A 22,240-nucleotide genomic window follows, 5' to 3' on the forward strand; every position below is an offset into this window, starting at 1 on the left:
CTTGCCCATGGAATGGGAGGATTCTCTCGCATTGGTACAGATACACTTGGTTTAGACTATTGGTATCAAATCGCACCAGACCTTGCACGAAATGGTACAAATGTTTGGATAACACGTGTTTCTCCATTTAACTCAACTGAAGTTCGAGGTGAACAACTTCTTCAGCAAGTTGAAGAAATTCTTACCCTTACAGGTAAAGAAAAAGTTAACTTACTTGGGCATAGTCATGGTGGTCCAACAGCTCGATATGTTGCGGGTATTATCCCTACAAAGGTTGCTTCAGTTACTGCTGTTGCCTCACCTCAAAAAGGCTCAACAATTTCAGATCTTATTCTCTCATTAGAAGACACGCCGTTAAAAGGACCTGTAGTTGCTGTCGTAAATATCATTTCTGCATCAATTGTTTGGGCACAAGGCTTAGACCAAAAACAATTTCCGAGCGACGCCTTAGCTGGTGCTAAAAGTTTGAATACTGCTGGTGCAACAGAATTCAGTCGAAAATTCCCAATGGGCGTCTCAGCCAATTGTAACGAAGGTGCCTACCAAGAAAAAGGAATTTCATTCTATTCGTTTCAAGGGAATCGACTGGTCACGAATATCTTTGACCCTGATTCAGCAATGGGACTGACTGGATTGTTGATGGGGGGAGAAGGTGATGGTCTAGTTTCTACATGTAGTGGTCGCTTGGGTAAAACCATTCGAAATGATTATGCTTGGAACCATTTCGATGAGGTAAACCAAGTGCTCGGCTTACGTGGCTTATTCTCTCAAGACCCTGTGCAAGTCTACCGCGAACATGCCAATCGTTTAAAGTCGCAAGGCTTATAAAACTTTATGTTCTGACATAAAAAATGCGCCAAAAGGCGCATTTTTTAGCTGTAAAGCAAAGTTAAAATTAACCTTGTTTACGTGCTGGCAATTTTTCACGAATACGTGCAGCTTTACCAGACAATTCGCGTAGGTAATAAAGCTTAGCACGACGAACGTCACCACGACGTTTCACTTCGATTTTAGCAACGATTGGAGAGTGAGTTTGGAAAACACGCTCAACACCAACACCGCTAGAAATTTTACGTACTGTGAACGCAGAGTTCAAACCACGGTTTTTCTTAGCAATTACAACACCTTCAAAAGCCTGAAGACGTTCACGATCACCTTCTTTCACTTTTACAGATACGATAACTGTATCACCTGGTGCAAAAGCAGGGATGTCTTGTTTAAGCTGAGCATTTTCTACAGCTTGTACTAAAGGATGCTTACCGCTCATGGGGTATCTCCAATATGTGCGAGTCAGAAGAGGTCTGATCATCGCTGGGTATAGAGGCTAAAGCGCATAAACCCGATTAGCTTTCCCTTTATACTTGACCACTTCAATGTATAAAGAGCCTATTAAAAAATACACAAATTAATTTTGAGTATTTGAATCCCGAAGCCATTTTTTTTGCTGCTTGGTCAACTCCACTTTTTCAACCAGTTCAGGTCGACGCTCAAGTGTCCGTTGAAAGCGTTGCAAAAACCGCCATTTTTCAATATTTGCATGATGCCCAGATTTAAGAACCTCAGGTACATCCAAACCTTCAAAATGATCTGGCTTGGTATATTGTGGGCAATCTAAAAGACCATCCACAAATGAGTCTTGCACATGTGATTGTTCATCAGACATTGCATTCGGCAAACGTCGAATAATACTGTCCAATAAAACCATCGCAGGGAGTTCACCACCAGATAATACGTAATCCCCAATTGACCATTCCTGATCAATATATTTCTGGATCAAACGCTCATCTACCCCCTCATAACGACCACACAATACAATCAATCCATCGTAATCGACGAACTGTTGTACCGCAGATTCATTTAAGGTCTTTCCTTGTGGTGACATATACACCACAGGGACATGAACTGCACCCGCTTGCACGGCAAGCGCTTTGGCACGGTTGATTGCTTTGCTTAAAGGCTCCGCCATCATCACCATGCCCGGACCACCACCAAATGGACGTTCATCCACTCTTTTGTAGTTGCCCTCAGCAAACTCACGTGGATTGATACAATGGACTTGTATCAAATCACGTTTTACTGCACGTCCGCTAATCCCGTAGGCTGTAATCGCTTCAAACATTTCAGGAAAAAGCGTAATGACTGCAAAAAACATCGCAGACTCCTCTATTTTCCTGCTGCGTTAATTCTTTAAAAATAAATTTAAGAATTAATAATCTACGCCCCAATTGACGTAAATACGACCAGCTTCAAGATCAACACGTTGTACCACATCTTTATGCCACGGAATCATTCGCTCTTCGCCATCGATGCTTTCTGCTGTTGCACGAACAACCATCACATCGTTAGCACCTGTTTCAAACAATTCATGGATTTGACCGAGATTGACTTCTTGTTCTTCTTCATCCAGACCTAACACTGTTAGACCTTTCAAATCAGACCAATAATACTCGTCCACGCCCGCTTGAGGCAGTTGCGACTTTGAAATCCAGACATTTGCGCCAACTAAGCTATCTGCTGCGGTGCGATCACTCACACCTTTCAGCGAAACAACCAAACCTTTGCCATGCGGTTTCCAACGTTTTACATCTATAACTTGCCAACCTGCTTTGGTTTCAATGTACCAAGGCAGGTAGTCAAATATATTGCTCATAGGTTCTGTATTGGAATAGACCCAGAGCCACCCATTTAATCCATATGCTGAACGTAGCTGTCCAATCTGAATACGATCTTCGGGTACATTCTGTGTTGGTGTCATGGGTTACCTACTGACAAGTAAAATAATTCTGCGAAGAATTAATTATGCAGCAGCTACAGCTTTTTTAGCTTGAGCAGCTAAAGAAGCAACACGTTCAGAAGGTTGAGCACCTTGTGAAACCCAGTGAGCAAAACGGTCAGCATCTAAACGAAGTTTTTCTGCTTTACCTTGAGCTGTAGGGTTGAAGAAACCGATACGCTCGATGAAACGACCGTCACGTGCATTGCGACTATCAGTCACGATGATTTGATAAAACGGACGTTTTTTAGCACCACCGCGTGCAAGACGAATAACTACCATGATACAACCTTATAGTTTTTACGGATTATCCCTGCATCGACCATCGATACATTTCAAACCCCTTTCATAGAGGGCAGTATTTTACGTGAATTTTGCCCTGAATGAAAGATCAAATTTTAGGTTATCAACAGTTAGAATTTATTTATCGGACCAAGCAGAACAAGTATCTGTTGTTACAGGTGAATCCTTACCTTTAAACCAGCATTGGCGGCCTGTCTGATCTAAACTTAAGGCACCATTCCCTTTTTGTGCAGCTGTTGAAATAGGCAAAGCTGACAGAGTATATGCTTGATTAGATGCATCAATTGCTAAATTAATATTATATAAAGCTTGATGGCTTGGAAATGTACTACTTCCTCCAATACTCGCCAATGTTGCATTTCTATAACTATGATTCATCGCCTTATAACTTTGCAAGCGCTGCGCGAGTTGCATCAGCTCCGTTTGAACCTCTACACGATTGGCACGGACTTTATAACTAGTATAGGATGGCATCGCAATTGCAGCCAAAATAGCAATAACAGCTACCACAATCATGAGTTCAATCAGTGTAAATCCGCGCTCTTGATTACCAGTTTTCATTATTTGTAGTCCCACAAGTATATGTTGATACCATATCTGGAGTCCGAGTTTGACAACGCACACCTTCACTAGTCAACAATAAATCATAATTACGTGGTTGTTTTAAGGTTGTACCTGTTTTAGCACGCTCAACCCGTATCACCCAGTTTAAACCACGTACAGAACTTGAATCTGCGGTTTCATTACCATCTGTGCCTCTTTGTATAGATAAAGGCTTCTTGGTGGCTAAATCCAATAAAGTAAGGTTGAATTTAGTATCTGAACCATCTACAGGAATTGCTAAAGTGCCTGTAGATTGTGCATAACCTGTATATAAGTAGGTTGCATCAAAACCTTTATAGCTGAAGTTTTTAGCTTTGAATTTTTCTAGCTCTGTCGCTATTCGCAATGCTTCCTGCTTTGCTAAAGCAAGATCTTTACGCTGAATATATGCCGCATAACTCGGAATCGCGATGGCTGCAATGATTGCGATCACAACGACCACAATCATCAGCTCAATTAAGGTAAAGCCTTTCTTGAATTGCATACTCCCCCCTTAACGCGACTCATACCAGCGCATTTGCTTGAGTTTTACCTGTGTATCAAACAATTGGCATTGAGGTAAGTTTTTATTGGCAGGTAAACTACAATCCAGTGCAGATGGCTGATCACGATTCACCACTAAACTCACTGTATTTGCATTATTTCCATAACCCAGGCCCAAACCTGTACCCAAAATACCTGCACCAAGTTTTACCCGACTTGGTTTGTTTCCAGTGCCTGAATAGAAATTACACTTCCCTGTAGGTAAACAATATTGATACAGATAAGAGTCACCCGCTACACCTGCACCACAATTTCCGCCAATACCAGTACCATCACGATCATAAACATTGACGTATAGCATGCCATCTAGAGCATACAGGTCATTCATGCCTTTATAACGGCCTGCTTTTGCACTATCAAAATAAGCTTTCCATCCACCATTGAATATATTATTTTGCCCACGGCGTGCTACACCACTATCAAAGTTAAGTTGAGTTAAGCTTTCATCTTCGGTATTTAGTGTGATGCCTGTTTTATACAAGTCCTGACGTGCTACATCATTGTCATACACTACAAATACGGCATCATTAGCACTGTCTGTAGAGTTTAAACCTGCTAATGGCGAACTACGATTACCCGAACTAAATGCTACTGCAGCAAAGTAACTACCATCATCTTGATGGATGGATACGCTTGGCATTTCATAGAAACGAGGACTTAAACCCGAACCCTGATGCTCTGTAAACAAACGAACTACGCGTGTTGCAAAGTTTGCTGTGTCTGCTGCGCGGTTATTAAAGTCGACACGGAATGCCTGTCCACCTAAGTCACCAAAATACAGATGATCGGTTAAACCATCACCATCACGGTCAATGGCATTAATTTGTGAAACAACGCTATATTTTAACTCATTATTCTGAGTAAAACGGCTGGCACCTGTTTTTACACTATCACTCGCCCACCAGAGTAAATCGCCATTGTGTGCATCAAACATATACACACCATTCCCTTTGGTTGAGCTTGGGTCTGCATTATGAGTTTCATAAACAGGGTCGTAACCACCACCTACAAACATTACAAGCTTGCGCGTATCGCCCCAATTTACGTAAGCGAGAGTCGGTTTTGACCAACTTTGCCCCATTTGTTTGAGTGCAGCAGAAGCATTATCTGCATCTGGATTGATATGGAATTTCAACTCAGGCTTTTCAATGTCAGTTAAGTCCAGCGCATAGTAACTTTTACCCCCCATACGCAAACCGCCATACACCCACTGCATACCAATCAGATTCTGCGCATTTTCTTCATCACTTGCCTTACGCCCAGCATCTTTCACTGTTAATGTTCCATCACTTTTTGAAACATATTGGGTGTGTGCAACCCAAGGACCGTCTACACCATAGAACAAATTGTTTTTACCCGAACCTGTATATTTGCCACTACCTATAAATGCATTTTTTTGATTTTTCATCATTTCATGCGGTACAAAGGCAAATACTTCTTTGCCAGCGTCATCTACCACATGCAACGCACCTTGCGTAGAACCAAACATCAGGTAATCTTTACGACCCGTTGTAGTTAACTTACCATCTACAACCGTAATTTTTCCTTCTTGGGTCAGCATGACTGGCGTGGAGTGCATCACGCTTCCAAGCTCTCGGTACTCTGTTTTACTGGTTAAATCAGCTAAACTCGCAATGTTCTCTGTAATACCTACATCATAACCTAGGAAATTTAACCAATAGTTTTTATCGGCATCATACTTGAATTTGGCAATTTCATTATTCTCTGCAAATAAACTCAATAAACTCACTTGTGCCAAACGATCACCTGAAACAGCGGTTTTATCCGCTTTAATCACTCGATTGGTAAATACTTTACGTTTTGAATTTTGCTCGCCATTTGCGGCAACTAAAGTGCCCAGTGGTAATTGACCTTTAACACCATTAACCCATAAACCCACAGCATCTTTGTTGAGAGCACCCGTACTTAAAATTAAGCGCTGTAAGTTTTTGTCGACCAACTCACCATTTCTTAAATTGTATTTATTTAAATTCCCCGCCCAAAGCTGGGTATTCTCCTGAGGTTTTGGCTCAAAAGCTGCATAATATCCGTATGGCTGCAACTGAACTGGATTTAAGCTGTCTACTGGAATAGTTGGACTACCTGTTGCAATAGGTTCAAAGTCTGCCCCAGCTTTGTCTACAAAATCAAGAATACTGTTTTTAATATCTTCTGAGTTTTCAGCATAGTAGAATCCACCATCACCATATTCTGCACTACCCCACAAACAGGCATTTTTTGCATCTTGATTTGGTGCACTGTCACAATCATAAGTACCATTCGCTTTTTTAGTAATACCTGCAAAAGATGAACCAAAACCAACTACCGCTGTTTTGATACTCATATCTGCAGGGTTCTTCTGAGTGTTGGATAATAACGTACGATTACGCAATTTTTTCGCGTAGGCACCTATATATTCCCAACCACCTGTTTCACCCGCAAATAGATTAGATTTTAGCGGTACAGGCTTTAGTACATCACTACTATTAATATCAGGTCTGCCTGAAAAAGCATAAGTGCCATTGGATAATGAGTGATTCATAATCGTGCGTGCCATAGTGTCTTTAGTCGAGTTTGGCGCACCGTCTGTTAAGAAATAAATTCCGTTACCATCACAACTTTCGGTACTTCCACCCGCTGCATAAAGATTGCCTTTTTTTGCCCCATCAACAGAATAAATAAAACCACCAGCATTATCAATTGGTTGGATCACTGTTTCTGTTGTGAGTATATCCCCCCAAGGGCGAGCTACAGCATACTCTTTTTGTTCACATCGCTTATTGCTCCCACTTCCTGTCATATAAGTCCGATTATTATTCATATTATATGTTTCATAATGCATTTGACCCTGTGGGTTTCGTGCATTTGGAATAGGGTTCTCCCCTATTACAGGGGATAAACATTTGTTTTGATCTCTTTCCTCTTTTGTGGCATTTCTACTCCAATTACCACTTTGAACACATAATGACGTCCAGCTTGACAACACATTAAATCCACTTTCACAGTTTTTAAATCCTTGCGTTGTCACTTGTCGCGTTACTGTTCCACTTTTAATAGAAAATGGACTGGTACGATATGACACAATCCCAATGGTACCGCCTACATAACCTGTCCACACTGTCCCCACGATTGGCTCAATATCCATAGGCTCATTATTAACTTTCATCCAACCACCATAACGCCAGCCTTCGGGCATCTTGGAAAACACTTCCCATGCAGAGTCCATTGAACCTACTTCATTTTTAAATGCCGCCTGACTCGTGATTTGTCTCCAACCTGTAGAGCTTGTAGAGTCGGGTTTAAATACACCACCATTTATCGTTCCTGTAGTAATTGTTCTGTTATTCTGATCATACTCAGGCCAATTATTGATACATTGCTGTACTGTTGCCCCCAAAGCATTCGTGGTTGTAGTCCCGACCTCTACACAAATAAAATAAGCTTGGGCTGAGCCATTCTGCATAGCCATATAACCATCGTAAATGGTATTGACCTGCCCACTATTTGTACCCGTGCCACCTGTGGTGGTTCCCATCATATACGCACCTGCTTCTGCATACGCATGTACGGTTGGGGTACCACTTGCAGCTTTGGTAACATTTGGATAATTATTACTAGATAACTTTAAATCAGGATTAGATGTCCCATCTTCATTTGTCGTAGTATCGAGTGATTTAATGTTGGCGATTTCTCGAGCAATTCTAATCCGTTGCGCAGTGTCTAACGGTGCATTGGGCACCAATATACGCCCTGAGTGACCATCGGTTAAGCGGTTGGTCGCAGTACCAATGGTTAGTTCTGTTTTAGATGAGAATTGCCCCAAACCCATTAACACATCTGGCCCCAATTCTTTACTGGCCAATAAAGGTATAATTGCATCTTTTAAACGAGAGAGACGATCATACTCTTGCACCCATTGACCACTAATTTGTTTACGACAGCCACGCATATAGTAATCAATTGAAGTTCCACCAATGTTCACAGTCTTTTTGATGGCTGTTCTGTTTGTGGCAGGGTCTTTTAAATTATATGCCCACTGATAAATATTATAGGTTGATCCACGGGTATTGTTATATTCTGGTACAGCAACCCGGTCACATAATGCAATATTAACATCACCAGGACTGCCATAGGCATTGTTTTTTGGCAATACCAATGAACTAATTCCCATACTCCCAGAGGTATCCAACATTAAAAGAATATTGGTTTTACCCTTGGTTGAATCTTTATAAATTTCAATATCACTGGCAACTGAAGTCGGAATACTTCCACACACTGCCAATGTCATCATCATTGACACAGTTGCAGAAAGAACTTTTTTATTAAACTGTTTCATTTGCTAATCCTCACTGATTCTGTTCAACTACGACACTAGTTGCGGCTGACCACCAACTACATAGTCTGCACGTTGCGTGTTATAGGGAATATTTAAATTTTCAAAACAGCGTGATACATTTGCCGCACGCTCTTTAAAGCAACCTTCAATTTCTTCTTTACTTGCACTAGAAAAACTTGGCAAGACTGAAATCACGGTAACGCTAATACTGTTCGACACCACAGGTAAGTTGCTTGAGCCAATACTGGTCTTTTGTGCTACGTGTGCAAATGGCACCACATTGTCTATATTTTTCTTTAAATAGACTTGCGCCAATACCGCTGAACGCCCTGTTGCAAACTGATTGGCTTTACAATAACCTGTTACCCCAATTTTGGTTTTTGAACCTGTACGGGAAATTGCACTAGCTTGATTCATAGAAAAAAATGTACTTTGCGATGCACGGTAGCAAAACACCAACTCATCTTCTGCATTAGCAGCGGAGTTAAAATAGCTATACATACCATCTCGTGCCAATTGACGCTCAACCTGATTTGGATTTTCCAAATTAAATAATGCTGCGTTACTATTTTCTAATAACAAAGCCTGTACTTGGCTGTTGGTGGCCAGTCTTAATCCTAAAATCCCAGAACGAACGGCCAATGTACCAACCAGAGTAATTAAAATAAGAATGACCAAAACCACAATTAAGGTTGCACCTTTTTCCTGTTTCATTACGATGCTCCCAATGTATTACGCAAACCAACCACTTGAGTGACCAGTTGACGTATGTATTTGTTATTCAAATTCGCATCACCATCGAACACCACTTCAGTTGCGGCGCCTGGGAGGGTAATGGTTTTATTATTTAAACCAGCATCAGCCCCAATATTGGTCGCAGATCGCGCTACTACAGATACCTGCAAGGAAATCACTTGTAGATAATCTTTTTCTGCAGTAATGGATGACATTAAAGTTTTATATTGATCTATCGAGACATAGCGCAATTGATTGTTTTGTGGATTTTTCACCCCCAAAAGTACCTTAAAGGCATCAATATTTTGCATGAGCAATTGTGCATTGCTACCCAAACCATTAATCGTACTACCACCCGCATTATAATGCCCTGCATCACAGTACAGTCCGTAACGATCCAAACCATCACTGCCGTGCTGTGAGGTTGGTAATTTTGCTACATAGTAACGCTGTACCATGGTTGGGCGGATTGCTTGGGTATCCTCATTGGCTTTGGCGGTTGTAAATCCAATTCTATTGCCTTCGCAATCATACATATCTGTATTGCTTAATAATCTTTCATTGATTTTCTTGCTAGCATCATTTGGGTCAACATCTGATGCTTCTTCAATTTGATACTGTGGCACAAACTGAATCACAATTTGATCACTTTTACCTGCCGTTGCATCATCGGCAAAATTTTGTGTGCTATACGCAATATTGGTCAAATTTGCATGCAAACTGGATGGGTAGTTTTCTCGAGCAAAAATTACGCCAGAACCCACAATCTTATTGTTAATTTTTTGGTTAGACGGGGTGTTTAAGTTGGCGTGTCGTAAGTCATGAGTCAGCATTGCCAAACCAAAATTTGAGTTTTGCTGCACATCACCCATACCCAACTGAAATCCTAAAGATCGTTGTGCACTGAGAAAAATAGCGGTTGCTGCACTAACCACCAATAAACCAATTGCCAAGCCAATCATCAGCTCAAGTAAAGTGAAACCTTTCTGAAGCTTAGTCATAGTTATAAGCCTCCATAATTATGCATTGTGCATTTGGGTTATACGCTGTCCCATTGGTGCAGTGATTACCCCCACTTCCATCTGTTGCAGTGGTTGTATCCCAAGCCACATATACACATTTTCTTTTTAGGGTCGAACCTTGGCAGTCGTTAACAGCAATAGACATGCCTAAATTTTCTGCACGCAACTGAACTTGTCGAAAGTCATAGGCTGCCATTTGATTACTGGTACAAAAATTTGCAGCACAATCTATCACGGTTGCATTTGCCTTATATTCATTTAATCCATCACGATTCATACGGATACGTTCAGATAAATCTCGTGCAATATTCATAGCTTGAATGTTTTGACCTGCGTCTGCACTGGCAGAAACTGCCCGAATTTGCAAAGCAGTAAAGCCTAGCACTGCAATTCCAAGCAGCACCAATGCCACTAAAACCTCGACCAAGCCCACACCACGTTGATTTCTTATCATTGTTCTAGCCTCATCCTATTAATTTGGGCATGTGCTATTTGAGCGTTCATATCGAATCGAACCATTTTTAAAAAACTCGATGACCGCTTTTTGTGAGCTGTCTTTTTGATGCTGCAAAATAAAACACTCACGATCATTCGCTGAAACTAAAAAGCCAAACATATTGTAGGTCAGGCTATTGACTGGCTTGGTTGCCCAGTTGGTATGTTGATCTGGCAACCACTTGAACTGGCCGTCTGTTACCGAAGCATCTAATGCCAACTTCTGTTGTTTCTTGGTAAATACAGCTTCGGAACGTGCCATTGTGGACAATTCAATAATAGCTCTTGCATCGCTATGTAATTGGTTTTTACGAATCAAGCTGGTCATTGAAGGAGCCGCCATCATCGCAATAATCGCCATAACAGCAATGGTCACAATCAGCTCTATTAATGTAAATCCATTATTTTTCTGCATACTCCCCCCAAGGCGCACCAAACTTTACCCTATTAAAAATAATATCTAATTAAATTACAAAACAAACACAAATAAGGATAAAAGGCATAAAAAAACAGATAATTGCCAAAAAGCAATTATCTGTCAATTCTTAAAAAAATTCAGAATGTTAAGTCATTAACACTTTATGCCTGAGTTACAGGAATACGTAACTCTTTTGGCAAACTAAATGTAATATTTTCTTCACGACCATCTAACTCTTGCGGTGCTTTCGCCCCCCAATCTTGTAGGCGCTGAATTACTTGTTTAATTAAAATTTCAGGTGCAGATGCTCCTGCAGTTACACCAATTTTTTGGATATTTTTAAACCATTCTTTTTTTAATTCATCTGCATTGTCAACTAAATACGCATGTTTACCCATACGTTGTGCCAACTCTCGTAAACGGTTAGAGTTGGATGAGTTTGGCGAACCCACCACAAGTACAACATCACATTGCTGTGCCAAATCTCGAACAGCATCTTGACGATTTTGTGTGGCATAACAAATATCGTCTTTGCGTGGCCCTTGAATATTGGGGAATTTTCCACGCAATGCGTCAATTACTTTTGCTGTATCGTCAATGGATAAAGTCGTTTGAGTAACAAATGCAACTTTATTCGGATTTTCTACCTGTAGAGACTCAACGTCGTATTCATCTTCAACCAGATAAATATGTCCGCCATTTTTTGTGTCATATTGTCCCATTGTTCCTTCAACTTCTGGATGCCCTTCATGACCAATCAGAATCGCTTCTACACCTTCACGTGCATACTTAGTCACTTCGATATGTACTTTAGTCACCAATGGGCAAGTCGCATCAAATACCTTTAGACCACGGCGTTCAGCTTCTTGTTGTACTGCTTTAGATACGCCATGTGCGCTAAAAATAACAATATTATTATCAGGGACTTCATCAAGCTCATCAACAAAGATTGCGCCTCGCTGACGCAAATCATCCACGACAAATTTGTTATGTACCACTTCATGACGGACATAAATCGGCGGGTTAAAACATTCAAGTGCACGATTGACGATCGCAATTGCACGGTCTACACCTGCACAAAAACCACGTGGATTGGCCAATACAATTTTCATAACACCCTCAAGGCTCACTCAAAGTTTCAATAAAATTTATTCAGAAAATGACAAACAATATTCAAAAGCTATTTTGTTTGTGCGCACTCTACTCTAAAATAGAGAAGATATTTTATCATATCAGGAAAAATATCATGTCGGGTCTATTGTTTGTCGTTTCTGCTGCATCAGGAACAGGCAAAACATCTCTCGTGAAAGCCCTGCTTGAGCGTGTAAGTAATTTGCACGTTTCTGTTTCTCATACTACACGTGGTCAACGTGTGGGTGAACTCGAAGGCGTTCATTACCATTTCACCAGTAAAGAAATTTTTCTTGAGCAGGTCAATCAAGGCGGTTTCATCGAATATGCTGAAGTTTTTGGTAATTATTATGGTACGTCTCAAGCTACTGTAAAAGACCAATTGGCAAAAGGTCACGACGTTTTATTGGAAATTGACTGGCAAGGTGCTGAACAGGTTCGCAAACTTTTTCCTGAGTCTAAACAAATCTTTATTCTTCCCCCTACACAGTTTGATTTACGTCAACGTCTTTCAAATCGTGGCACAGACTCTGTAGAAGTGATCGAGCATCGCCTAAGCTGTGCTGTTGAAGATATGCAACAGTATGTTAATTTTGAATACATTATTATCAATGATGATTTCAATAAAGCATTACATGATCTTGAGTCTGTGATCAATGCAAATCGCTTAAAGCTCAGCCAGCAAGCTAATCGCCATCAATCGCTTATTACCAAATTGATTACGCCACAATCGTAACGATTTGTTGATTGGAAACTGCCGATAATTTTTAATAGATGATTTTAAATAAGCATCGATTAAAACTTGAGTCTGTAGTCAAAGCATTTTATACTGCATAGTCTATTTAAAAAATTTGTATTCAAACGAGAATTCTTATGGCACGCGTAACCGTTGAAGATTGTTTAGACCATGTAGACAACCGCTTTGAGCTTGTACTAGTGGCAAGCAAACGCGCGCGTCAATTGGCACGTCAAGGTATCGAACCGACTGTAGAGTGGGATAACGACAAACCGACTGTTGTTGCATTACGTGAAATTGCAATTGGTCATGTAACGAAAGACATCTTGAAACAACGTGATCAAGATTATCAAACTTCTAGTCTTGATCTTGCATTGTCTGCAAACAATCTTAATCTTGAAGGTTTTTCTTTCCAATAAGTTGAACTTTCTAAAAAAGCCTAGTTTTGATACTAGGCTTTTTTATTGCATATTTATATTATTTATTTTGCCAACTCATCGACAAAACTCAAAATATTTGTTAAAAAAATAGATATTTTTAATGTCAAGAAATTGACAAGAGACGCAATATGCTTTTCATTAGAGCATTAGGAAAAAATAGTTCAAATTTGTAATTTAAGATAGGTGTTCTATGCCAGGCCAAGCGGTCAGCCAAGCTAAACAACAGCTCAATATTATTATCGACGCATATTTAAAACCGAGTGATGTCGAGCGAGTACTTGTGGCTTGTGATTATGCTGATATTGCGCATGATGGCATTACACGTAAAAGTGGCGAACCCTATATTCTGCATCCAATTGCGGTCAGTTGTATCCTTGCACATATGCGTATGGATGCAGAAACCCTCATGGCAGCCTTACTGCATGACGTCATTGAGGATACAGATTTTACCAAAGAAGACATTACTGAAAAATTTGGTAAAGTCGTCGCTGAACTGGTCGATGGCGTCACTAAACTCAGTCATTCCAGCGATAAAGAATATAATAAAGCTGCTTCTTTCCGTAAAATTCTCCAAGCCACCCTACAAGACCCTCGCGTTATTATTATCAAACTTGCCGATCGTTATCATAATATGACGACCTTAGGCGCACTGCGACCAGATAAGCGCGCCCGTATTGCCCAAGAAACATTTGATATTTTCGTTCCGATGGCGCGTCTTGTTGGTATGAATGAGATGGCAGACAACCTAGAACATCTGTGTTATCAAAATCTTGATTTAGATATGTATAACGATGTTCAAGAAAATCTATTAAAGACCAAACCTGAACGATGTAAATATCAATCTGTTTGGGAACAAAATCTTGCCGATCTACTCAATAACTATAATATTGTCGGTCGTATTAAAAAGAAAAATAACAATATCGAATTACTCCGTCACTTTGTCAAAAATGAAATCGACTTACAAGAGCTTACACACAGCCATGCCTTTGAAATTATTTTACAAAGTATTGCCGATTGTGACCGTTTAGTTGAAGCTCTACGTGAAAATTTCCAAGTACTAAGTTATGAAGATCATATTCGTCGCCCTTTGCCTGGTGGCAACCAATCTTTAATGATTCGACTGAAAGGTGAAAAAACTACACTATCACTCACCATTCAAACAGAACTAATGCGTAAAGCCGCGCGTTTTGGTGTGGTTCTTGGTGAGAATGCACCTCAAGCTTGTCGCTCTGCAATCCAAGCCTCGATGAAAAATCTAGACATCTTGGTGGGTGGTGATTGTGCAAAAACCACATTTAGTGATCTACTTGATTATTTACATCAAGAAAAAATTTGGGTGTATACCCCACATGGTCAGCTGCATGAACTGCCCCAAGGTGCGACTGCGGTCGATTTTGCTTATTCAGCCAGTCTATTTTTAGGTAACCATGCGGTTGGTGCAAAGATCAATGGTGAAGTGAAACCATTGTCGACCCCACTCGTCAGCGGTCAAGTGGTTGAAGTCATTACCGATGTATTGGCGACCCCTAACCCTGATTGGCTCAGTTTTATCAATACACAAAAAGCCCGTCGTGCGATTCAAAACATTCTGCGTGACCAAGATATTGATGAACAACGTTTAGTTGGACAACAAGCCTTAGATCGCGCTCTAAAACTCTTTAATCGCTCGACCAAAGATTTGTCTGAAGCAGATTGGATTGATTTATTGCAATGGCGCCATGTTCAAGACAAAGATACCTTGTTTGAACAAATTGCAGTTGGTGATTTACTACCACAATTGGTGGCGAATCATTTATTTGCACAATCACAAAATGCTGATGAAGCAGCTTCAGAACGCTTAATTCAAGGGACTGATGGGGTTGATGTGAAATATGCACATTGCTGTAACCCTGTTTTAGGCGATCCGATTCAAGGACATTTATCACGACGTGGTTTAATCGTACATCGTGAACGTTGTCATAACCTATTGCATGAACAACATTTACACCCTGAAAATATCATGCTGTTACACTGGACCTCTGAGCAAGAAGATGATGTCAACTTCAATGCTTACCTAAGTATTGATTTAGTACTGAATGATGAGCAGATTTCTGAATTGATCTATTTGTGCCGTAAAGCCAAAACTGGTGTTGAATCTGTTCGCTCCCATGAAGGCAAAACTTATGTCAATATCGTGGTGAACAATCGTAAGCAAATTGCACAAATCATTCGTGAATTACGTATGCAGTTCGGTTTCCCTCGCATCAGTCGTCTTGCAATGCCACCAACAATTAATGAACCCATCAAAGCAAAAGCGTGCTAAGTTAGAGCTTGAGCATTTTTCAACTGAATCATGCCACTTTCAAGTATACCGTTCATTCATATCAGATGAATTGAGTTGAAATTAAGGAGAAATCGATGTCCCGCCAAGTAATCCATACTGAAAATGCCCCTGCTGCTATTGGAACCTATTCTCAAGCGATTTTAGTTGACAATACCTTGTACCTTTCAGGGCAAATTGGCTTAGACCCATACAGCATGGAATTGGTAGAAGGCATTGAAGCGCAAATCCGTCGTGTGTTTGATAATTTAAAAGCAGTCTGTGAAGCTGCTGGCGGTTCATTGGCTGATATTGCTAAACTCAATATTTTCCTCACTGACTTATCTAACTTCCAACTCGTCAACCAAATCATGGGCGAATATTTTGCACAGCCTTATCCAGCGCGTGCAGCTCTCGGTGTAGCAGCCTTACCTAAGGGTGCATTGGTTGAAATGGATGGCGTCGTCATTATTTCTAAATAATTAATGTTATGAAGAAACATAAAAACATTTTTTGTTTCTCAATAAAATTAGATACGCGATAACGTCATCCGCAACGTGTTTGAGGCAGGACTAGATCTGCAAGTTAATGTTTCTGCGATATATCAATCAAAAGATGGTAGTTAACGAGTTTTGCGGATGACAATGGTTTTGGGTACTTTTGCCGAAACAAAAGTGCCTCGAGCCGAAGGCTAATCCCAAAAATAAAACTTTTGACGTAAGACCCCGCCAAGCAAGCTTCAAACTAGTTTAAAATGATGCGTTTCTTTTGAAGTGCATAACGTCATTAAATAAAAGATTAAAATTATTAAATCACTCATTTTTAATAACTTTAAAGATAAATATAAAATATCACCGATCACGTAGTATTTTTTTATTCAAAAAGCCAATCAAGATAAGTGTATTTTTAAATGAATTTCATTGACAAGTGATAATAATTATCAATAATATTAGTTATCGCATTTAACCCTTGGGTTGAGTTTTTATGTACGTTTGTTTATGTCGTGGTATTACAGATCAAGATATTAAAAATGCTATGGCAAAAGGTGCAGAAAGCTATCGTGAAGTTCGTGATCTTTTAGATCTTGGTACATGTTGTGGTCGTTGTGCGCCAGAAGCAAAAAGCATCATTAATGAAGAGCTTAGTCTGATTGCAGCACGAATTTCTGTGGCGGCTTAAATTTACTCAGCTTTCACTCTTGTTCATCATTAAGCGCATGATTTGAATACAAAACCTAATTTAAAATCATAAATTTAGCCAACGAATAATAATGACATTTCTCCAATGATCTTCGGATCATATTCCTCACCCGCCTCGACTCAAGGCGGGTTATTTTTATATAAGCGGTTCCTCAAAACACAGTTCTATTGTTTTTGATTGCGATTTTCATTTGCCGTTCCATAAATTACTCGAAACAAGCTAAAATTTTGATTAATATAAAACATATCAGATTGCCTTAATTTTTAATTGATCTTAAGGCAGAAATTTAGAATGGAGCTTTGACCATGAAAGGCAATCGTGAAGTCATCAATCAACTTAACCAAGTGCTTTATCATCATTTAACGGCAATTAACCAATATTTCCTCCATTCACGCATGTTTAATGACTGGGGAATTGAACAACTCGGTTCAGCAGAATACAAAGAATCTATTCGCCAAATGAAGCATGCGGATAAAATCATTGAACGTATTCTTTTCCTCGAAGGCTTACCAAATCTTCAACATCTGGGAAAGCTTTATATCGGTCAACATACCGTTGAAGTGTTGAACTGCGATGTACGCAAAGTTAAAGAGAATATTGAAGCACTTAAATCAGCAGTTGCTCTCGCAGAGACTCATTTAGATTATGTGACTCGTGACTTGGTTCAAGAGATTTTAGAAAAAGAAGAAGAATACTGGGATTGGACAACAACTCAACTCGATCTTTCAGAAAGTGTGGGTATTGAGAATTACATTCAAAGTCAAATGTAAGCTGAAAATCATTGTAGATATAAAAAAACTCCTACATTATGCTCAACACCAGTCAGTTAAGGATTCTTTAATCCTCCCCAACCCTCCTTTTTCAAAGGAGGGATGAGTAGCTCAGCTACGCAAGATTACTAAAAATTATTTTAGTTACAAGAAGTTTCCCCTCTTTTTTAAAGAGGGGCTAGGGGAGATTTTAGAAATTTATGCAATAATTTTGCTTAACTAACCAACATTAAACATTCGGCTGAAGATTTTTTATGCGCTCGATTATTATGGTTTGACTATAGAACTCGGTAATAAATCTTGATAGCGCTTATCTTGCCTATGCAAGGTTTTTAAAATCCACAGCTGGTGTTCAGCTTCTGCTTTTTTACCATTAAATGCGAGTACCTGAGCATATTTATTGATGTCATAAGCCGATGCTAAATTTGCCACCATACGCCCGATATATTGCAATTGTTGATCTGACATGTGTGTATAAGGATTTAAACCAATCCACCAAACACGCTCTTTAAATTGTGTTAGGACATAGATCTCTTGATCCATGACTTCTTTTTGTGAAGCAGTGAGTGTTTTCTTTGAGACAAAAACAGATTGTTGGCGATAAATAATATAATCACGATAAATCACACCAACGAGCATCACACCAATAATCATCACAGTAACAATCACCGATGACTTTAATTTAACTGTCGGCAAATTTGGATACTGCGCTTGGATCATCCCGAGTAAAAACCCTAACGGTAATAAAAAGTATGCATAATGAATTGGATATTCTAATAATGCATGAATCAAGATCGCACAGACCATTAAACTAGCAGCGATGGAAACAGGTTCTCGGATACCTTTATTGAGCCAATACAACCAACAAACCACATAAAGGATGATCAATCCACCAATTGGAACACCATTCCAAATCAGTAAATCTAAAATCACGTTATGTGCAGTTTTGTACCATTCATGTGATGGATAAAGATCAAATGCTGCGATTTGTGCCATCCCTGTTTGGTTCCAACCATAACCAAACCAAGGATGTTGACCAATGGCGATTAAAGCTTGATTCCACATATCCAGACGCAAATAGCCAGAAGATGCTCTTTCAACCACCGATGCTGTTTGCATCACTTGATGCTCAGTTGCTGAAGCGATCAGTTGATTCAGTATCGGTAAACAAGAAATGATGATGATAAAGACAGTGACCCATGCCAATAATTTGGGAAAACTTAAACGTTTACTTTTCCCAAATTGTTTAATGCTTAGATAAATAAGAGTGAATAGGCAAACCACCCAAGCTGTACGAGATTGGGTCAATGCAATCGTGAATAAAAATATGAATGTTGCAGGAATTAAAACCAAACTTGGTAATATTCTTTTTTCATAGAAATATAAACAAGCAAACACGCCCATACATATAAAGGTTGCTAAATTATTAGGTTGGGCAAAGTTCGCATATGGTCGACTACTACTGAGAACATTAGCAAATGGGCTAAGATAAGGTTGCAATCCTAACCACTGAAATATTGCAATTACACTTGAAAGAGTAGCCCCAGTAAAAACCACGACACAGAATATTTTAAAAACCTGCTCTCTTTGTCCTTTCTCGCCAGTTGCAAGATTGTATCCCACACTCACCATCAGCCAAAACATAGCGATATAAGCTGTACACAGTAACGCATTACTTAAATAAAGAATTTGACCAAAAGTAAATTGAATCAAGGGCATTATAAGAATTGGCAGCGCGACTATTTGTGGTCGTGGAATTTTTAAGTCTTTATTGATAAATGCTGAGAGCAATGCAATAGCTGATAGGAATGTTAGTAGCTCGCTACCAAAGGTTGTCCATGGTATTTTATGGATCGGGAGTAACCATGCCAGTAATAAGAATATGGCTGAAAAAATGTATGGAATGGCTTTCATAAATGGAAAGTACAAAGAAAAACTGAGCTTATTATAAGCTCAGTTTGCAAAATTTAAGAGTTTATTTCCAAGGTCGTAAATCAACGATTTTAATCACTTGGCCTTTTTCTTTATTGATCAGTACCACCATATCTTCTGCATTAGCTTTAAGTGGAAGCCATGCATTGGCTTGCGAGTATTTTTTAATGATGTTATCTACATCTTGTTTACTATTGAATAAGTTAAGACCACTTAAATTTTGCGCACGATCAGACATTTGTTTTTGTGCATTACTTAAAGCAATATATCGTTCAGGCTTTTGTGAAAGAGAAATACCACCTAAAACTTCTGCAAACATATCTTCATTACGTACTTTTACATCCTTAGCAAATTCAACTGCAATAAATTGCGGTTTTAACCATGATACGTGTTGATATTCAGGCAATGCTTCTGCGATATGATCTTCAATAATTTCATTTTTTCGGACCAATTCAAAACGATCCACATTAAAAGCGATCCAAGCTGGTCGACCTTGCTCAATACTATAAATACCGTAGCAAAGCGCAGATATTTGCAGTGCAATAATGACACCCAAATCCATTTTTAAAGATTTTTTTCCTTCTTTATAAACAATAAAGCCAAGTACTGGCCCTACAATGACATCAATCGCGAGCATCATCAGAAAAATCTGTGTCACACCAACCGCATTTGCAAGTGGAGATGGATACCAAACAAAAAACACCCATACCAAGATAATTAATGCCGATACACACGATATACCTAAGTGACCTAAAAAAAACTTTTTCCGTTTGGATAAACTATTCATCATGGTTTAGATTCGCTCTTATTTTGCCACTCAAAGGCTAGAGATTCATTAACGTGGTATAATGAATCAAGGCTATGCTTTTGACCGTGTAATTTTTCCAGAATTAATAAATATTTTTTTGCTAGTTCTGGCTGATGATTAAGTGCCAAAGCCTGTGCATAACGGTATAGCGCGGCAGATGTTGAAAAACGATAAGTTATTTGCTTCATCCAAGCCAACTGTTCTTGAGTCATATTTTCCTTAGGTTGCGTACGAATAAACCGTATTTGCTCTCTTAATTGTGAAAGTAAGATCACATCAGGGGCCGCCTGCTTTGCATGTAAAGTACCAATATTGGACGACTCAAATCTAACCAACTGTACATCTTTTTCGATCAATTGGTATTCGTAAAATATCCAGCAATATAACGTGCTAAAAATAGTGAAACAAATTACGACGATTATTCTTGGTATTTCAATAATTTTAATTGTTTTGTCATAAGCTTGTACCAAGCCCAATAAAAATCCTACTGGCAATAGAAAAAAAGCATAATCTAATGGATATTCTAGCATTGCATGTACCAATACTGCTCCAACCATTGCAAGTGCAATAAAAGTCTCTATAGTTGTTGCCAATAGGCTTAAACGATATAACCACCACGTAAAGAATCCAATGATTGCTAAACCAATTGGAATACCATTCCAAATCAATAAATCAATGAGAATATTGTGACTATGTTCTGTCCATTCAGAGATAGGATAATTCAAATAAATTGAAAGTTGAGCCACACCAACTTGATTCCAACCATACCCCCACAGTGGTTGCTCTTGAATTGCTAATAACATTTGATGCCACATCGGTATTCTTAAATACCCTGAGCTAGCACGACTCACAGCATCGGCAGTTATGGTTACTCCTAAATAATTAGATACATAAGGAAGCATAAAAATAAATAAGACAAATATCCCTACAAAATAAGCAAGTGAATATTTATGTAAGCGAACCTGAAAATACTTAGTTTTCCAAAACCACCAGATCAGAAAAGCGAGTGCGAATACCCATGCTGTCCGTGATTGTGTTAAAGCGATACCAAACAAAATAAAGCTAGCTAGCAATGTACCGCAAATTTGATTGATATATTTTTGTTCATAGACATATAAAGATGCAATTAACCCCATACACAAAAAAGTTGCACAATTATTAGGTTGAGCAAAATTTGCAAATGGACGCGCTCCTGGGGGTAAATCTGCCAACCAAACACCACCTTGTGTTAACAATAACCATTGTTTTAAAATTACATAAAGTGAAATGATAGAACTAAAAATAAAAATACTGGATATAAGCAATAAATAGTTCGTTATATCTTCTTGTCTACCTAAATTTAATGCAGCTAAATAAGCCAGCCCAAATGACAATATATAGATAAAAGCGACTAAGCCATCCCCAAAAAAGAAGATTTTATGAGCCATGACTTGAATCAGTGGAATTACAGCAATCAAACAAATAACAAAAAACTTAAGGTCTAATATTAATTTATTCTTTAGAAAAACAGTAAACATCACCAACAATACAAGAAATGATGAAAAATCTTGATATGCAGAAATCCATGGATAATAGTGATTAGGCAATAAATAAGAAAAACTACAACCAATAAGAATCAGCATTAACAAATAAATATTAATTTTTTTCACAAGCACCTTACCAATAAAAAAAGGGATATATAAATATCCCTTCTTTA

The 22,240-nt window shown here is 39.0% G+C and carries 22 protein-coding genes; 7 read left to right on the plus strand and 15 right to left on the minus strand.

Features of this window, described 5'->3' with window-relative positions; genetic code table 11:
- Positions 1-828, plus strand: an 828-nt coding sequence (locus EXE10_RS02255; RefSeq protein WP_130112228.1) for an esterase/lipase family protein, incomplete at its 5' end; no start/stop codon positions are given.
- Positions 829-895: 67 nt separating this feature from the next.
- Here the strand turns inward: EXE10_RS02255 and rplS are convergent.
- The 12 genes from rplS to ispH form a co-directional block, all read right to left on the minus strand.
- Positions 896-1,267, minus strand: coding sequence for a 50S ribosomal protein L19 (gene rplS, locus EXE10_RS02260; RefSeq protein WP_068973806.1), 372 nt, complete (start codon positions 1,265-1,267; stop codon positions 896-898).
- Between the two features lie 138 nt (positions 1,268-1,405).
- Positions 1,406-2,152 carry a tRNA (guanosine(37)-N1)-methyltransferase TrmD gene (gene trmD / locus EXE10_RS02265; protein WP_130112229.1) on the minus strand — a complete coding sequence of 249 codons (747 nt, stop codon included), beginning with the start codon at positions 2,150-2,152 and terminating at the stop codon, positions 1,406-1,408.
- A 54-nt stretch (positions 2,153-2,206) separates the two neighbouring features.
- Entirely contained in the window at positions 2,207-2,755 is a 549-nt protein-coding gene (gene rimM, locus EXE10_RS02270) for a ribosome maturation factor RimM (protein ID WP_087554320.1), read from the minus strand.
- A gap of 42 nt (positions 2,756-2,797) precedes the next feature.
- On the minus strand, positions 2,798-3,055 hold the full coding sequence (gene rpsP, locus EXE10_RS02275) for a 30S ribosomal protein S16 (protein ID WP_068973809.1): 258 nt from the start codon (positions 3,053-3,055) through the stop codon (positions 2,798-2,800).
- 138 nt (positions 3,056-3,193) lie between these two features.
- Positions 3,194-3,637 carry a type IV pilin protein gene (locus tag EXE10_RS02280; RefSeq protein WP_008303099.1) on the minus strand — a complete coding sequence of 148 codons (444 nt, stop codon included), beginning with the start codon at positions 3,635-3,637 and terminating at the stop codon, positions 3,194-3,196.
- Entirely contained in the window at positions 3,624-4,163 is a 540-nt protein-coding gene (locus EXE10_RS02285) for a type IV pilin protein (RefSeq protein WP_130112230.1), read from the minus strand. Before EXE10_RS02285 ends, EXE10_RS02280 begins: the two co-directional genes overlap by 14 nt.
- Positions 4,164-4,172: 9 nt before the next feature.
- Entirely contained in the window at positions 4,173-8,558 is a 4,386-nt protein-coding gene (locus tag EXE10_RS21835) for a pilus assembly protein (protein ID WP_228256764.1), read from the minus strand.
- A gap of 27 nt (positions 8,559-8,585) precedes the next feature.
- Positions 8,586-9,272 carry a pilus assembly protein PilX gene (locus EXE10_RS02295; RefSeq protein WP_130112231.1) on the minus strand — a complete coding sequence of 229 codons (687 nt, stop codon included), beginning with the start codon at positions 9,270-9,272 and terminating at the stop codon, positions 8,586-8,588.
- Entirely contained in the window at positions 9,272-10,294 is a 1,023-nt protein-coding gene (locus tag EXE10_RS02300; RefSeq protein ID WP_130112232.1) for a PilW family protein, read from the minus strand. The genes EXE10_RS02295 and EXE10_RS02300 overlap by 1 nt, the downstream gene beginning before the upstream one ends.
- On the minus strand, positions 10,287-10,769 hold the full coding sequence (gene pilV / locus EXE10_RS02305; RefSeq protein WP_130072226.1) for a type IV pilus modification protein PilV: 483 nt from the start codon (positions 10,767-10,769) through the stop codon (positions 10,287-10,289). The genes EXE10_RS02300 and pilV overlap by 8 nt, the downstream gene beginning before the upstream one ends.
- An 18-nt stretch (positions 10,770-10,787) precedes the next feature.
- Positions 10,788-11,225: a pilus assembly FimT family protein gene (locus tag EXE10_RS02310; protein WP_130072227.1), complete on the minus strand. Its 438-nt coding sequence runs from the start codon at positions 11,223-11,225 to the stop codon at positions 10,788-10,790.
- A 164-nt stretch (positions 11,226-11,389) separates the two neighbouring features.
- Positions 11,390-12,340 (minus strand): 4-hydroxy-3-methylbut-2-enyl diphosphate reductase, encoded by a 951-nt coding sequence (gene ispH / locus EXE10_RS02315; protein WP_130112233.1) that lies wholly within the window; start codon positions 12,338-12,340, stop codon positions 11,390-11,392.
- Positions 12,341-12,474: 134 nt separating this feature from the next.
- Here ispH and gmk point away from each other — a divergent pair, with 134 nt between their 5' ends.
- The 6 genes from gmk to bfr all read left to right on the plus strand — a co-directional run bounded on the left by gmk (position 12,475) and on the right by bfr (position 17,804).
- On the plus strand, positions 12,475-13,095 hold the full coding sequence (gene gmk / locus EXE10_RS02320; protein ID WP_130112234.1) for a guanylate kinase: 621 nt from the start codon (positions 12,475-12,477) through the stop codon (positions 13,093-13,095).
- A gap of 137 nt (positions 13,096-13,232) precedes the next feature.
- Positions 13,233-13,514: a DNA-directed RNA polymerase subunit omega gene (gene rpoZ / locus EXE10_RS02325; RefSeq protein WP_004718302.1), complete on the plus strand. Its 282-nt coding sequence runs from the start codon at positions 13,233-13,235 to the stop codon at positions 13,512-13,514.
- 211 nt (positions 13,515-13,725) lie between these two features.
- A complete protein-coding gene (locus EXE10_RS02330; protein WP_068973818.1) occupies positions 13,726-15,837 on the plus strand; it encodes a RelA/SpoT family protein in 2,112 nt (703 codons plus the stop codon).
- Positions 15,838-15,932: 95 nt separating this feature from the next.
- Entirely contained in the window at positions 15,933-16,316 is a 384-nt protein-coding gene (locus EXE10_RS02335) for a RidA family protein (RefSeq protein WP_130112235.1), read from the plus strand.
- Between the two features lie 502 nt (positions 16,317-16,818).
- Positions 16,819-17,013, plus strand: a complete 195-nt coding sequence (locus EXE10_RS02340; RefSeq protein WP_087552291.1) for a bacterioferritin-associated ferredoxin — start codon at positions 16,819-16,821, stop codon at positions 17,011-17,013.
- Positions 17,014-17,339: 326 nt separating this feature from the next.
- Positions 17,340-17,804, plus strand: a complete 465-nt coding sequence (gene bfr, locus EXE10_RS02345) for a heteropolymeric bacterioferritin subunit Bfr (RefSeq protein ID WP_068973821.1) — start codon at positions 17,340-17,342, stop codon at positions 17,802-17,804.
- 267 nt (positions 17,805-18,071) lie between these two features.
- Here bfr and EXE10_RS02350 read toward each other — a convergent pair whose 3' ends face one another.
- From EXE10_RS02350 to EXE10_RS02360, 3 genes are all read right to left on the minus strand, one after another.
- Positions 18,072-19,718, minus strand: coding sequence for an O-antigen ligase family protein (locus EXE10_RS02350; RefSeq protein ID WP_130112236.1), 1,647 nt, complete (start codon positions 19,716-19,718; stop codon positions 18,072-18,074).
- Positions 19,719-19,779: 61 nt separating this feature from the next.
- Positions 19,780-20,526, minus strand: coding sequence for a TfpX/TfpZ family type IV pilin accessory protein (gene tfpZ, locus EXE10_RS02355; RefSeq protein ID WP_130112237.1), 747 nt, complete (start codon positions 20,524-20,526; stop codon positions 19,780-19,782).
- Positions 20,523-22,193 (minus strand): PglL family O-oligosaccharyltransferase, encoded by a 1,671-nt coding sequence (locus EXE10_RS02360; protein WP_228256765.1) that lies wholly within the window; start codon positions 22,191-22,193, stop codon positions 20,523-20,525. The genes tfpZ and EXE10_RS02360 overlap by 4 nt, the downstream gene beginning before the upstream one ends.
- Positions 22,194-22,240 lie beyond the last annotated feature (47 nt).

Source organism: Acinetobacter sp. WCHAc060033 (assembly GCF_004209125.1).
Classification (GTDB): domain Bacteria; phylum Pseudomonadota; class Gammaproteobacteria; order Pseudomonadales; family Moraxellaceae; genus Acinetobacter; species Acinetobacter wuhouensis.